The sequence below is a fragment of the Methanocorpusculum sp. GPch4 genome, assembly GCF_012062385.1.
Taxonomy (GTDB): domain Archaea; phylum Halobacteriota; class Methanomicrobia; order Methanomicrobiales; family Methanocorpusculaceae; genus Methanocorpusculum; species Methanocorpusculum parvum.
The window spans coordinates 1-12,856 of record NZ_SIJA01000049.1; the positions used below are offsets into that span (position 1 = coordinate 1).

The following is a 12,856-nucleotide window of genomic DNA, read 5'->3' on the forward strand; positions in this document are numbered from 1 at the left end:
ACCGAAGGTCTGGCCACGGACCTCGCGCACCCGACCGTCCGCCACCAGGAACTCCAGGCGCATCCGGTCGCCGCAGCGCTCGTAGCGGGCCTCGCCGGCGTGGGTGGCTCCGGGCAGAGGGCCGGTATTGCGGGGGTGGGCCGCGTGGTCGAGAAGAATGGGGCTATACATGGCGCACTCCGAGCGGGATGCGGTGTGGCTGCTGGGAGGGGGTTCCTCTCGCTGCCCGTTTGTGAAAGGGAGGCCGGCTGCCCATCACCGGACCAAGAACGGTAGACATCGAGTTCCATGCTCCTTCCGCGCCTTTGAATGCCGAGGCTTTCCCTGGCCGAGCCACTCCGGGGGCGAAGACCCCTTCAACTCCTACTGCCGGAGGAGGAGACTCTTTCCGCACCTGGCCTGGAGTGGATCCCTCCACTCTCTTCTGCCGGGGCCCGAGCTGTTTTCCGCAAGGAGACCCTTCGAAGAGGAAGAACCATCCGCGGTGGAAGCCACGCGAAATTCTGGCCGTGGTCCGGCAGAGGTCAGCGGGAAGGGGATTGACGGATGGACGACGCGATCTTTGAGCGGCTGAACGCCCAGGACTGGGATTACCTGTCGGTAAGACTGGAACGCCACGCCCATTGGAAGGTCCAACGCCTCGGCTGGGTCACGGGCAACGGCAAGAACCCCAACCTTCCCAAGGGAATGAGTGCCGAGGACCTGGCCTGCGAGGCCATCACCCGCGTCTTCGAAGGGACGCGCGCCTGGAATCCCGACAAGGAGCCGGACCTCTTCAAGTTCCTCTGCGACGTGGTGGACAGCCTGGTCTCCCACCTCGTGAACTCGGAGGAGCACAAGGAGAGGAAGAACCAGGTGAACGGAGACTTCCTGCACGACTATCCGGACCATGGAGACCCTGGAGATGGGCGGGGCGGGAGAGGCCTGGTCTCAGACTTCCAGGTGGCCGAGCCTGGGCACGATGGAGGGGCAAGCCCGGCAGAGAGATTCTTGTACCTGGCCATCGAGGCCCTCTCAGACGATCCGGACCTCTTCAAGGTCTTTGAACTCTGCTATGACGGGATGGACAAAGCGGCAGACATCGCCAGGTCCATGGGCATCCCGGTGGACCAAGTCTACCGACTCAAGGAGAAGATGAGGCGACGTCTGGCGAAGCTCCAAGTCGTGCTCAAGGAAGGAGAACGGGTATGAGCGGGAAGCCGAACAACAACGAGAGCGCTTCGGAGTTCCTGGATCGCCTGGCTGGCTTCCTGTGGCAGGAGCGGGAGGGGGAGACCACCGAGGATATCTGCCAGGAACTCCGGGAAGAGGGTCTGGACCCCGAGCGTATGCAGGCCCGGGTCCGCGGGTTGATCGCCAGGGTTTCGGAGGACCGGCGCCTGGCCTGGATGGCCACCGCGAAACAGGAGATCCAGAAGGCCCAGGCTCGTCGGAACCGCGTCGATCTGAGCGGCCTGGACCGAGCTCAACTCCTGTCCAGGATTCGGTCCTCCGGTCAGATCGCGGCCCGAGGCCTGGATACACCCCTGGAGGAGATGGGCGAGGCGGAACTTCGAGACCTGTGCGAGGAAGTCGAATGGGCAACCAACCTGGACGAGGAGGCGCCTTCCTCCGACCGATGATCGGGGGTCCGGATCGGAATCGCGCCCGCCGCGAGGCGCTCGCCCTCCTGAAACGTTGCGGGATCGAGAAGCCTGAGGAGATCCACCTGGAGCTGATCGCCTGGCATGCGTTCAGGGCACTGGTCCAGGAGCGCCCCCTGAGCCACTGCAATGCTCGCGTGGTCCGAGGCCACTTTCAGAGCATGATCACCGTTGCCTCAGGGACCTCTCTGGGTCGCAGGCGTTTCAACATCGCCCACGAGATGGGGCATCTGGCTCTTCACCCGGACATGAACCAACTGGCCTTGTGCTCGGTGAAGGAAGGGCTCTGGCAGTATCGTGCGCGCCCGGAAGAGCCGGAGGCGAACCTCTTCGCGGCGGAGTTGCTGATGCCGGAGCCCCTGTTCAGGCCCCGATGCCAGGACGGGGAGCCGGGTTTCGACATGATCGAACATCTGGCCGGCGAATTCCAGACCTCGCTGACGGCCACGGCGCTCCGCTACGTGGAGCAGGGGCCCTGGGACTGCTGTGCGGTCTGGTCGCAGAACGGCAACATTCGTTGGATCTCGACCTCAGAGTCGTTCCGCTGGAAGGTGAGGGAAGGGCGCCTGGGGCCCAGGACCTATGCCTTGGATTTCGCGGAAAGCCTGGACAAGGCAACCCTGCTTCGGAAGGAAGTCGCCGCACTGCAGTGGCTCGAAAGCGATCGGGGCGTGGCTCGGGTTCGAGAGCAGTCGCGGCCCATCGGGGCAGAGGGGTTGCTGACCCTGCTCTGGGTCGAGGCGGACCCCGGCGAGGAGTGGTGGGGGGAAGAGTTGGACGAACCGGACCCGGAACGTTTCACACCCGACGGTCGGCGCAGGAGATGGTGAGCCTGCCCGGACACAGGCGGCCACAGAGAGTGGGCGTCAACAGGTTGGTCGTCTCCCGGGGCAGGATCCCGAAGAGCTGGATCAAGACACCGTGGACGAGTCCCGCGTCTCCGTGTTCTCTGTGCGCTCTGTGGTGAAGACCGTGGCGTGGCCTCTACGGAGTCTCGGCCGCCGGCGCGGTGGTCAGGGTTCCCAGGGTGTTGTTCACGGAAAGCCGGGTAGGGATCTCCAGTTCCTGGGACAGGGCCTCCTCCCACGAGCGTACCAGCGCGGCAGGCAGAAGCTGGGGGCTCTGGACGCGGGCCTGGACCTCCAGCGTGGCCGGCGGCACCCCGAAGACCGGGGTCGGCAGGCCCTCGGGTTGCGCGGGCTCCAGGACGGCGGGAGGGGTCGCTTCCTTGACCTGCATGCCCAGCAGCAGGGCGCCTTCCTGGTCGGCGACCAGGGTTTCCAGCCGGAGGCGAAGCTTCTCTTCGCGATCCCGCATCTGGCGCTCGCGGGCGCTGAGGATTTCGCTGACCGGCGCCCGGAGCGGACCGGCTTCGGTGAAGTCGTGGGCGGTGATGGTGCGGACCAGCAGCTTCAGCCCCGGAGCCAGGGGATTCTTCTGCAGCAGGGCGGCCGAGGCCACGTTCTGGAGTTCCTGCACCAGGGGGGCGTCGAAGACGAAGGGGCTGCGCACGGTGACGAAGAGGGTGCTTGGTTGAGAGGGATCCGGACGGCTCCACTGCACCAGTTCGGCATGCGAGAAGGCCCCCAAGGCCTCGCGCAGGGCACTCTCCACCTGCAGGTTGAGTTCCAGGCCCTTCTCGCGGGTCAGGGGCTGGACGTACTCCACCCCGGCCGGCGAGAGGTAGGTCAGGGTGGCCGTCCCCAGCAGCAGGTCCAGTTCCGTGGACTCCGGCAGATTCAGGCGCTCCTGCAGGGTCCGGGCCAGGTCGCGGACCATGCCCGGGGTGATCTCTTGAGGCGCTCGGATCACCCCGCGGACCCGCAACCGGGACCCCTCCAGGTGGACCGTCAGGGAATCGAGTCCGGCGCCCGGGACCAGTCGGGGAACCCTGGACTCCAGGACCTGCGAGGCGGTGGCCTGGTAGTTGCGTTCCAGGACCAGGCCGCGCAACTGGATCGAGAGGAACACGAAGGTCGCCAGCAGCAGCAGACCCGTGCCCAGAACGAAGCGGGCCTGGGGGCGTCGGGAGGTGCCCTGGGGCAGGTGTCCCAGGCCGGCAGCCAGGAAGACCAGGGCGGCCGAGACCTCGATGGTCAGGAAGTTGGCCAGGAAGAGCATGAAGGCCCGGAAGGCGGGCATGGTCAGTTCCGGATGTTGCCAGGAGGCTGCCAGCATCACTCCGCACACCGCCAGCGGAGGAACCAGGGCCACGGCGATGGCGACTCCGGCGATCGAGGCGCTGATCCGGGTGTTGACCGTGGCATAGGCACCCGCCATCCCCGCCGCCAGGCCGATCCCCATGTCGAAGAGGGTGGGGCGGATGCGTCCCTGGATTTCGCTTCCCGTCAGGTCGATATTGGCAGGGCCCACCATGATGGTCAGGAGCGTGGCCGTGGCCAGGGCCGCCAGGACGCCGAAGGCCTCGGCCTGCAGGCCCTCCTGGAGCATCTTCGAGTCGGAGCGCACCACGCCCATGGCGCATCCCAGGATCGGGCCCATCAACGGGGCCACGATCATTGCCCCGATCACCGTGGCCGTGGAGTTGGAGTAGAGGCCGAAGGTGGCGATCAGGGTGGAGAGGACGGTCAGGATGTAGTAGCTGCGGCTGGACGTCGAGGAGTTGGCCAGGCTGGCCAGGATCTCGCTCTCTTTGTCAGGGCTGAGGCGGTGGAACCAGTGCATAGGTCCTCCTGATGGGGCGACCGGTTCGGCGGGCCGGCGGTTGGGCGGTTCACCAGGGCCAGAGGCGGCGCCAACGCGCCCAGCGCTCCAGGCGACGACCCACCCGGCCCAGTTGGCGAAGGCTGCGTTCGACGGTGAAGTAGGGCAGGCCCCGGAAGTCGACCCGGGGGCCCTCGTCCAACACCCAGGCCGCGGCGAACCCGGCGCCGCGCAAGGCCCGGCCCAGCTCGCGGCGGGCCTTGGCGGGGGAGGGGAGCTGTTCGCGGTCGCTCAGGATCAGGAGACACGCTGGACTCCAGCCCTCCTCCTGGGGAAGCCTGCGGGCGGCTTCGAGGGCCTCGGGAGGGGGACCCTTCGGGGCCGGGATGACCAGCAGGGTCTCCTCCCCGGGCACCGGGTTCCTGGACAGGGCCCCTCCGGGGGTCTTGGGCCCCGGGGCTCCCAGGGTCAGGGCCAGAAGGTCGGGACCCAGGACCCGCAGGCGGAATCCGCGTCGATCGATCTCCCAGGGAGCCTGGGGGCCCGTCCAGGACCGGGGCAGCACCAGCGGCACGACCCGCAACAGGTCGCGCCGCCGGGCCGGGGACTGGCGGAGTCGGCTCATCGCCGGTGGCGCAGCAGGACCCGACGGACCACCTGGATCACGTACTCCTGGTCCTCTTCCTTCAGGCCAGGATAGAGCGGGATCGAGATGACCTGCTCGGATGCCCTCTCGGTGTGGGGCAGCATGCCCGGCGCGAAGCCGAAGCGTTCGCGATAGAACGGGTGGAGGTGCACCCCTCGGAAGTGGATGCCGATCCCGACGTTCTCGGCCTGGATCTCGTGCATGACCTGGTCGCGGGTGGCCCGGAGGTTCTCGGTCCGCACCTGGATCACGTACAGGTGGCAGGCGCTGCGCACGTGGGGGCGTCGGACCAGCAGGCGGAGGACATCTCCGAGGTCGGCGAAGGCCTCGTCGTAGCGGGCGGTCTGCCTCTCGCGTTCGAGGAGGAAGCCCGGCAGCTTGCGCAACTGGTGCAGGCCCAGGGAAGAAGCCACGTCGGTCAGGTTGTACTTGTAGCCCGGGGTCACGATGTCCCAGTGCTGGTAGCCTTCGCTGGAGTAGCGCTTCCAGGCATCGCGGCTCATCCCGTGCAGCGACAGCAGCCGGGCGCGCTCGGCCACCTGGTCGTCCTCGATGCCCAGCATTCCGCCCTCGCCGGTGGTCAGGTTCTTGGTGGCGTAGAACGAGTAGGCCGTCATGTCCTCGAAGCGGCTGACGTGGCGACCTCGGAAGGTGGATTCGGTGGCGTGGGCGGCATCCCCGATCACCAGCAGGCCGTGGCGGTCGGCGATCTCGCGCAGGCGGTCCTGCTCGACCGGGTGGCCTGCGAAGTGGACGGGCATGATGGCGCGGGTCCGCGGGGTGATCCGCTCCTCCACCAGCGAGACGTCCAGGTTCAGGGTGTCGGGCTCGACGTCGACGAAGACGGGGGTGATCCGCTCGTGGACCATCTCGTTGATGGCCGAGGGGAAGGTCATGCTGGGGGTGAGGATCTCGTCTCCCTCGCCGATCCCGGCCGCGACCATGGCGATATGCAGGGCCGCCGTGCACGAGTTCAGGGCCAGGCAGTGCCCGGCACCGGTGAACTCGGCCATCTCGGCCTCGAAGCGTCGGGTCTTGGGACCCGTGGTCAGCCACCCCGAGCGCAGGGTGTCCAGCACCTCCTGTTCCTCTTCAGGGCCCAGGCAGGCGCGGTTGTAGGGCAGGAACTCCGAACGTCGGGTGAAGGTCATCTCCTGGATCAACTCATCCTCCTTGGATGGAAGCCCGGTGCCCCCGCCGGGCACCGGCGGGCCCCCCCCGAGGCCACCAGGCTCTAGTGCATCTCGACCTTGCCGGCGGCGGTGCGGATGGGGATCTGGCGCAACCAGATGCCCTTCTCCCACCACTTGCGGTTCTCGCGGTACCAGGCGATGGTGCGCTCCAGGCCGTCCTCGAACTTGACCTTGGCCTCCCAATCCAGAAGGTTCTTGGCCTTCTCGGTGGAGGAGGTGTGGCGGAAGACCTGGCCCGGCCGGTCGCCGACGAAGACGATGGGCGAGTGGGTTCCGGTCATCTCCTTGACCATCTGGGCGATCTCCAGGACGCTGATCGAGCGGGCGGTGCCCAGGTTGATCACCTCACCCTTGAGGTTGTCCATCGGGGCGTGCATCAGCTTGTCCAGGGCCTGGCAGTGGTCACCGACGTACAGCCAGTCGCGCTGGGCGCTGCCGTCTCCGTGGACGGTCAGGGGCTCGCCCAGGAGGGCCGAGGTGATGAAGCGGGGGACCACCTTCTCCAGATGCTGGTAGGGCCCGTAGTTGTTGAACGGGCGGACGATGACCATGGGCAACTGGTAGGTGGCCCAGTAGGAGTACACCAGGCGGTCGGCCCCGGCCTTGGCGCTGGCATACGGGCTCATGGGCATCAGGCGGTGGTCTTCGTCCATCAGGTCGGCGCGGGCGGTGCCATAGACCTCGGAGGTCGAGATGTGGATCATCCGGTCGATCCGCTCCTGGTGCTTGAGGACCGCGTTGGAGACGACCTGGGTGCCCATCACGTCGGTTTCGAAGAAGATCCAGTTGTCGTAGATGGAACGGGTCACGTGGCTTTCGGCGGCAAAGTGGACCACGGTGTCGCACTGGCTGACCAGGGTGTCGACCAGTTCGCCGTTGCGGACGTTGCCGTACCAGAAGCTGAGGCGCCCGTGGCCGTTGTTGCCCGGGTTCATGTGCTGCTGGGGCAGGTTCTCCATGTTGCCGGCATAGGTGAGCATGTCCAGGACCACGACCTTGTAGTCGGGGTAGTTCTCGAGGATGTGGCGCACGAAGTTGCTGCCGATGAAGCCGGCCCCGCCGGTGACCAGGATCGTCTTGGACATCTAATCAACCTCCAAAGTGTGGAGCGGCTTGGGCTCCTGCGATGCTCCGGTGTGGGTGCGCCGGAGGATGGCCCGGCTCTCGGGGCCGTGGTGGAAGAGCAGGTCGACAACGGACATGTAGGGGACGAAGTCCGGTCCGCGCTGTCGGTACTCGGGATGGACATAACCGTGCCAGTGGACCTTCACCCCCAGGTCCTGGAAGGCGGATTCGTCGAGATAGGAGCGGGCCGCGTCTCCGGTGAGGTATTCGGTGGCGCCCAACTTCTCGCAAAGCCCGATCAGGCGGGCGGTCTTCTGGCCGGGGACGCCCAGCTTCGAGGAGCGCCGCACCTTCCAGGGCATGCCCAGCAGGTCGACCAGGGCCCGGAGCATCGCCAGGTCGAGATCGATCAGGAACTCCCAGTCCTGCTCGAGGACCCCGGCCAGGGCCGGGAACACCGTCGAGAAGAAGGGCGCCTTGGCGTAGGCCTGCTCCAGGCTGATGCGGTGCTTGCGCCGCCAGTCCTTGGTGGGGTCGATGGCCACCTCGAGGATCGGGGGGAAGTCCTGCCCCGCCAGGCGGACGGGGACCGTCAGCCAGGCCGGGCCGTTGGCGGTGAGGATCCGGTTCCGGTTGCGCCAGCCGTTCTTGTCGTACTGGACATCGTCGTACAGCACGAAGACGTCCGACCAGTCGTACTGGTCGAAGAAGCCCAGCCAGGGCAGGTAGGAGGGTTGCAGGACCACCAGCCTCAAGCTCTGCTGCCCCCTGCGTCTTGCCGGACGTTCGCATCCATTGCGGTCACCCCTGGGCGAGGCGGTCCCCAGGGACCGCGGGCGCCTGCCGGCAATACCAGAGAAGAGGTAGGACGCCCACCTGGGGGCTGAAGTAGTCCAGCATGAACTGCCGGCACCTGGCCCCGAGGTCCTTCCGCCTCTTCGGGTCCGCCACCAGGTCGGCCAGGGTCTGCGCCAACAGATCCGGCGTGGTGGAGATCCAGGGGAACTCCACGTCCAGGCCCCAGTATTCCCGGTGGCGGTTGATATTGAACTGGTCGAACGCCTGGACCACGGGCCGGCCGAGGAACATCGCCTCGTCACCGGAAAGGCCGTGGTACCCCCGCAACTGGTTGAAAGTCACGTCGCAATCCAGCCGGGCCTGCATCACGTCGTGATGAGGCCAGCCGGCGACCTGCCACAGTTCCGTTTGCCCGACGTTTCTCCTGCACAGCTCGCGGGCTGCGTGGAGGTAGGCCTCGGTGTCCTTGTGGTAGTAGAAGCGGGAGAGCGTGGGATGCGGCAGGCTGGGGGTCTGCAGGATGCGGACGATGCCATCCTCCTCCGAGAGGGGAGGCCTCAACTCGACGTCCTCCAGCGTGGTCGGAGGAAAACCCGCGTAGAAGTGGGCCTGGGGGAACATCCGAAGCAGATGGGGCAGCGGCGTCAGGACCATGCGACCGGGGCGCTGGTGGCGAGCCACGTCGCGATGGACCCGCTGACCGATGTACAGGTGCACCACCCTCCTGCCCTGGACGAAGGGGCGCAGATCCAGGTTCGCCAGGGGAGTCTCTTCGTCGTCGTCCTCGAAGAAGACGAAGCAGTCGGCGGCCTCGAGTTCCTCGAGCAGGCCCTGCGAGATCCCTTCGTCGGCGAAGACGGCGCGCGATTCCTCCTGGGGGTAGCCGATGTAGGGGTGGCGCGTCCGACACAGGGCCAGGGCCCGGTGGGGCGTGTGTCGGTTGACGGCCACCGCGTGGTTGAGCACCGACCCGGCGATGTTCTGGGAGTCGACGAAGACGACTCGCATCCGTTCCTTTTCCGGGAGCCGGAAGCGTTCCAGCCAGTCTTCGGGGGGGAGGTCCTCCTGCTCCAGTCGCAGCAGGAACATCGGCAACGCGCCGTCGGGGGCCTCGGCGTGGATCCAGGGGTCCTGCCAGAGGGGGCGTCCGCCGCCGCGGGCGCCCAACACCCGCGCGCGAATGCGCTCGGGGGGCGCCACGGCGCGGGCCAGGCGGCGCAGGTCGTGGCTGGCCGGGCCCAGGGCAAACTCGTTGTCGTAGTCTCCGTAGCGGAAGGTCGGGCTTCGGTGGGCCAGGGGCATGTTGACCGGCAGAAGGTGCAGCGAGCGGACTCGCGAGGCCGACCAGGCCGCAGCCAGGGCCCGTCCGGGGTCCTCCTCGGCGGCGGCGTGCAGGAGGTCCACCACGCAGTCCACCGGACCCTCCAAGGTCTGGGCGGCTCGCACCCGGGAGCGGGGAGCCAGCGCCTGCAGGGCTTCGGCGGCGCCCTCCGGGCCCAGGACCAGGCATTCGCCCTCCGGTAGCAGGACGGCCAGCTCTTGGAGGTGGGCCCACATCAACTCGCGCACCGGTCGGCGGGGAGCCAGGGGGACCCGATGGAAGGCGGGGGAGGGCTGGACCAGCCAGTCCCGCAGGACCTGCCAGTCTCCGGTCAGCATGGTGGTCCGCCGGTTGGCGGGCTGGTGTTCCGTGGCCGAGCGGACCCTTTCGGCCTCTTCCGCCTCCAGCAGGCCCAGGGCGTCGGGCGGCGTGCGCAGAAGCCATTCGGGGATCTGGTCCAGGGGCTGGTCCGGCCAGACCAGCGTGCGGATCCCCTCCAGCATCCAGCAGAAGTCCAGGGCCTGGTCGAAGGGAGGAAGCCCGTTGGGGAATACGGCAACTTTCGCCTTCTCCTCCACCAGGGCCCGCTTGACGGCTTCCAGCAGCCAGGCCTCCGAGTCCTGCGGGGCCGACAGCGAGAACTCTTCGTAGAACCGGTGGATCAGCGGGTTGTCCTGGATGGCCCACTCCTCGGGGGTGGCCACCAGCGACATCCCCTCCACCAGGCCCGAGTCCGCCAGGAAGCGGGCCAGGGGCAGCATGGCGCGGCCCTCGGCCTGGTTGCGGGTGAAGAGCAGGACGCGGGTCAGGGCCATCGCGCACCTCGCGTTGAGACCAACTCTGACATGGCGCATCCCCCTTCGCTCGGGGAGGGCAGCCCCCTCCCCGACGGGTTCGGGGCAGGATTTCGCGCCTCCGTGGGCTAACTCGTGGTGCCGCCGCACGAAGGGCTCCGGAGGACCATCCATGCAAGACCTGCTCACCCAGCCGCACCTGCAGACCGTCTATCATCGGGCTTTGCGTCGCCTGGGGCGGACTGGGAGTCCGGAGGAATCCGGAGAGGTGGACCAGGAGCTTCTCGACGCTTTGGCCCGCGAACTGTGCGCTGACCGCCGGGTCCCGGATGGCCTGCGTCGGGAGGTCCTGCGCGAGCTGGTCGGGCCCACCCCGGGGGGCCTTCAGGCGCTGGCCTGGCTGTGTCGCAACCAACCGGTGGAGGCCGGCGTCGCGATGAGCTTCGTCGCCGGCCTGTCGGCCGGGGATCCCACGCCGGACGCGCTGGATCCGCGCGAGGCCGTCGAGGCCCTGGAGTCCCTGATGCGGGCGATGGAGGCCTCGCGCAGCGGGCGCCTGGGGGTGGTGGTCCGGTTGTTGGGCAGCACGCTCTTCAGCGAGGCTGGACGCAGCGCCGGACTCAAGCGGGTCGTTGGGGGGCCCTGGTTGACTCCGGGCGATCGCCGCACCCTGGTCGAGTGGGCCCTGGGATTGGATGTCGCCGACGAGATCGCGGCCAGCTTCTCGCATTCCATTCCCCAGGCGCCGGTCAGCCTGGCCCGGACGGCGCTTCCCTGCCTGGTCGACCAGGGCGAGGACCTGGCCGGCGTGGTCCGCAGCGTGGTGGCCAACGCCGCCAGTTGGGCGGATCCGCGCCCCCTGCTGCAAGGCTTGCTGGACCTTCTCGAGCGCAGCGGGTCCGAGCTCCAGCCGGCCCTGCGCCGGCAGGCCCTGGATTTGTGCCGGCGCCACAAGGAGGCCCTGCTGCGCCGGCGCGCCTACCAGTTGGCCGCGAGTACCGAAGGGCCCGATTTCCTCCAGGAGGCCCTGCGCGATCGGGATTTCGGGGTCCGCTCGTGGGCTCTGAGCCGCCTGAACCGCTCGAAGACGCAGGACTGAAGAAGCCAGGGAGGGTCGGACCAATGAAGGTCGGTGTCTTGCGCGGGCGCGAGGACAGTTTCCCGGATGCGCTGATCGCGTCCCTGAACAGTCTGGATGCGGGCCTGCATGCGGAGTACCTGCACGTCGGTGGGACCACGGCGGGTGAGCCCTGTCCGTATCGGGTGATCCTGGACCGCATCTCGCACGAGGTGCCCTACTACCAGGTCTACCTCAAGCAGGCCTCCCTGCAGGGGACCTACGTGATCAACAACCCGTTCTGGATGAACGTCGACGACAAGTTCTTCGGATATGCCCTGGCCCAGCGCCTGGGGATCCCTGTTCCCCGGACCGTGGTCCTGCCCAACCGGGCCTACCTGGCCGACATCGACGCGGGCTCGCTGCGCAACATGTGGCCCATCGACTGGCCGGCGCGCCTGGCCGAGGTCGGCCTGCCCTGCATCATGAAGCCCGCCTTTGGCGGCGGTTGGAAGAACGTCTACAAGATCGCCTCGGTCGAGGAGGCCCAGGCGGCCTATGAGGCCTCGGGAACCCTGACCATGACGTTGCAGGAGTTCATCGACTGGGACGACTACATCCGCTGCCTGGGCATCGGGCGGCGGTCCGCCCGGGCCATCCAGTACGTCCCCCGTCCGCTGGGTCAGGGGGAGTACGTCCAGGACCGCTCGCGGATGAATCCCGAGCATCTGCGCCGGGCCGAGGAGTACAGCGTGCTCTTCAATGAAGCCATCGGCTACGACATGAACGCCATGGAGTTCGCGGTTCGGGGTGACACCCTGTACGCCATCGACATCACCAACTACGTCTGCGACTTCGACTTCCGCTCGCTGCGGGAGGCCCACTTCGGCTGGGCCGTGGATGCCATGAGCCGCTTCATCGTGGATGTGGCCCATTCCGGCGCGCGCAATGCGCCTTGCGCCCACTTCCCGCCGCTCCATTGAGTCCGCCCCCTCGGAGGAGCCGATGCCGGCTTGGAGAAGGCGCCTTCCCAATCCCGGGTGGAGGTATTCCATGAAAGAGGGCGGCGCTTGGAGTTCGGGCGGCTTGAACCTGGAGGACTGTCTGGAGCGGACGGTCACCCTGGTCATGCGGGATATCGGCCCCTTTGTCGATTGCAACATCGGGTTCCAGGACGAGAGGTCCCGAACCCTCACCGGGCGGCTGGTCGGCCTGGAGCCGGAGGTCGGCGTCTGGATCGAGCCGGAACAGGTGGCCAACCAGGAGAACCGTCCCGGGCAGGGGTGGCGGATCCTGGTGCAGTGGCGGGACATCCTGGTCTTGATGCAGGCCGAGACCAGCCAGACCCCGACCTTGTCCCGACTTCCCGAGAAGCCCATCGGCTTCCGCTCCCGGATGGAGTGAGCCCAGGGGCCCAGCCGGGAACCCCGACCGAGAATCGGCGAGGGATTTTATGTCCCCGCCAGGAGCAAAAAGTTGCGGTTTGCTTGAGGCAAATGAGACTTTTTGCGACGACGCGGGGGCGGAAAAAACCCGCCGAGGCGACCGAGGGGGTTTCCGGTTGGGTTCCTAGGGCCCGCGCGGGTCCCTTCTGCGGGTCCTGAAAACCAGCCCGGTCGGCCACCGGCCTCAAAGAGGAGTGCGGACATGAAGGTTCACCAGACCTACGATCTCC

12 protein-coding genes are annotated in these 12,856 nt (G+C 67.5%); 6 read left to right on the forward strand and 6 right to left on the reverse strand.

What is annotated here, in order from left to right:
• A partial coding sequence (locus tag EYA77_RS10055; RefSeq protein ID WP_167815960.1) for an iron-sulfur cluster assembly scaffold protein occupies positions 1-171 on the reverse strand: 171 nt, incomplete at its 3' end.
• A 375-nt stretch (positions 172-546) separates the two neighbouring features.
• On the opposite strand from EYA77_RS10055, the gene EYA77_RS04170 reads away from it, so the two are divergent.
• The 3 genes from EYA77_RS04170 to EYA77_RS04180 are packed head-to-tail and all read left to right on the forward strand — an operon-like array spanning position 547 to position 2,473.
• Positions 547-1,191 carry a hypothetical protein gene (locus EYA77_RS04170; RefSeq protein ID WP_167815961.1) on the forward strand — a complete coding sequence of 215 codons (645 nt, stop codon included), beginning with the start codon at positions 547-549 and terminating at the stop codon, positions 1,189-1,191.
• Entirely contained in the window at positions 1,188-1,622 is a 435-nt protein-coding gene (locus EYA77_RS04175; RefSeq protein WP_167815962.1) for a hypothetical protein, read from the forward strand. Before EYA77_RS04170 ends, EYA77_RS04175 begins: the two co-directional genes overlap by 4 nt.
• Positions 1,619-2,473 carry an ImmA/IrrE family metallo-endopeptidase gene (locus EYA77_RS04180; protein ID WP_167815963.1) on the forward strand — a complete coding sequence of 285 codons (855 nt, stop codon included), beginning with the start codon at positions 1,619-1,621 and terminating at the stop codon, positions 2,471-2,473. Before EYA77_RS04175 ends, EYA77_RS04180 begins: the two co-directional genes overlap by 4 nt.
• A 154-nt stretch (positions 2,474-2,627) precedes the next feature.
• Here the strand turns inward: EYA77_RS04180 and EYA77_RS04185 are convergent, their stop codons facing one another.
• The 5 genes from EYA77_RS04185 to EYA77_RS04205 form a co-directional block, all read right to left on the reverse strand.
• Complete coding sequence (locus EYA77_RS04185; protein WP_167815964.1) at positions 2,628-4,328, reverse strand: TIGR00341 family protein; 1,701 nt, start codon at positions 4,326-4,328, stop codon at positions 2,628-2,630.
• 600 nt (positions 4,329-4,928) lie between these two features.
• Positions 4,929-6,116: a DegT/DnrJ/EryC1/StrS aminotransferase family protein gene (locus EYA77_RS04190; protein WP_167815965.1), complete on the reverse strand. Its 1,188-nt coding sequence runs from the start codon at positions 6,114-6,116 to the stop codon at positions 4,929-4,931.
• 71 nt (positions 6,117-6,187) lie between these two features.
• A complete protein-coding gene (locus EYA77_RS04195; protein ID WP_167815966.1) occupies positions 6,188-7,231 on the reverse strand; it encodes a dTDP-glucose 4,6-dehydratase in 1,044 nt (347 codons plus the stop codon).
• Positions 7,232-7,957 carry a WbqC family protein gene (locus EYA77_RS04200; RefSeq protein ID WP_245241175.1) on the reverse strand — a complete coding sequence of 242 codons (726 nt, stop codon included), beginning with the start codon at positions 7,955-7,957 and terminating at the stop codon, positions 7,232-7,234.
• A 55-nt stretch (positions 7,958-8,012) separates the two neighbouring features.
• A complete protein-coding gene (locus tag EYA77_RS04205) occupies positions 8,013-10,145 on the reverse strand; it encodes a glycosyltransferase (protein ID WP_167815968.1) in 2,133 nt (710 codons plus the stop codon).
• Between the two features lie 151 nt (positions 10,146-10,296).
• On the opposite strand from EYA77_RS04205, the gene EYA77_RS04210 reads away from it, so the two are divergent.
• The 3 genes from EYA77_RS04210 (at position 10,297) to EYA77_RS04220 (ending at position 12,585) form a co-directional block, all read left to right on the forward strand.
• Positions 10,297-11,223 (forward strand): hypothetical protein, encoded by a 927-nt coding sequence (locus EYA77_RS04210; protein ID WP_167815969.1) that lies wholly within the window; start codon positions 10,297-10,299, stop codon positions 11,221-11,223.
• A gap of 23 nt (positions 11,224-11,246) precedes the next feature.
• On the forward strand, positions 11,247-12,164 hold the full coding sequence (locus EYA77_RS04215; RefSeq protein ID WP_167815970.1) for a RimK family alpha-L-glutamate ligase: 918 nt from the start codon (positions 11,247-11,249) through the stop codon (positions 12,162-12,164).
• A 70-nt stretch (positions 12,165-12,234) separates the two neighbouring features.
• The gene (locus EYA77_RS04220) at positions 12,235-12,585 is read left to right on the forward strand and encodes a hypothetical protein (protein WP_167815971.1); all 351 of its coding nucleotides are present in this window, start codon (positions 12,235-12,237) and stop codon (positions 12,583-12,585) included.
• The last annotated feature ends 271 nt before the right edge of the window (positions 12,586-12,856 follow it).

What these genes read in the sequence shown, in the direction of transcription:
- EYA77_RS04170 (WP_167815961.1), top strand. Translation starts at nt 547, where the DNA reads ATGGACGACGCGATCTTTGAGCGGCTGAACGCCCAGGACTGGGATTAC.
- EYA77_RS04175 (WP_167815962.1), top strand. Translation starts at nt 1,188, where the DNA reads ATGAGCGGGAAGCCGAACAACAACGAGAGCGCTTCGGAGTTCCTGGAT.
- EYA77_RS04180 (WP_167815963.1), top strand. Translation starts at nt 1,619, where the DNA reads ATGATCGGGGGTCCGGATCGGAATCGCGCCCGCCGCGAGGCGCTCGCC.
- EYA77_RS04185 (WP_167815964.1), bottom strand. Translation starts at nt 4,328, where the DNA reads ATGCACTGGTTCCACCGCCTCAGCCCTGACAAAGAGAGCGAGATCCTG.
- EYA77_RS04195 (WP_167815966.1), bottom strand. Translation starts at nt 7,231, where the DNA reads ATGTCCAAGACGATCCTGGTCACCGGCGGGGCCGGCTTCATCGGCAGC.
- EYA77_RS04205 (WP_167815968.1), bottom strand. Translation starts at nt 10,145, where the DNA reads ATGGCCCTGACCCGCGTCCTGCTCTTCACCCGCAACCAGGCCGAGGGC.
- EYA77_RS04210 (WP_167815969.1), top strand. Translation starts at nt 10,297, where the DNA reads ATGCAAGACCTGCTCACCCAGCCGCACCTGCAGACCGTCTATCATCGG.
- EYA77_RS04215 (WP_167815970.1), top strand. Translation starts at nt 11,247, where the DNA reads ATGAAGGTCGGTGTCTTGCGCGGGCGCGAGGACAGTTTCCCGGATGCG.
- EYA77_RS04220 (WP_167815971.1), top strand. Translation starts at nt 12,235, where the DNA reads ATGAAAGAGGGCGGCGCTTGGAGTTCGGGCGGCTTGAACCTGGAGGAC.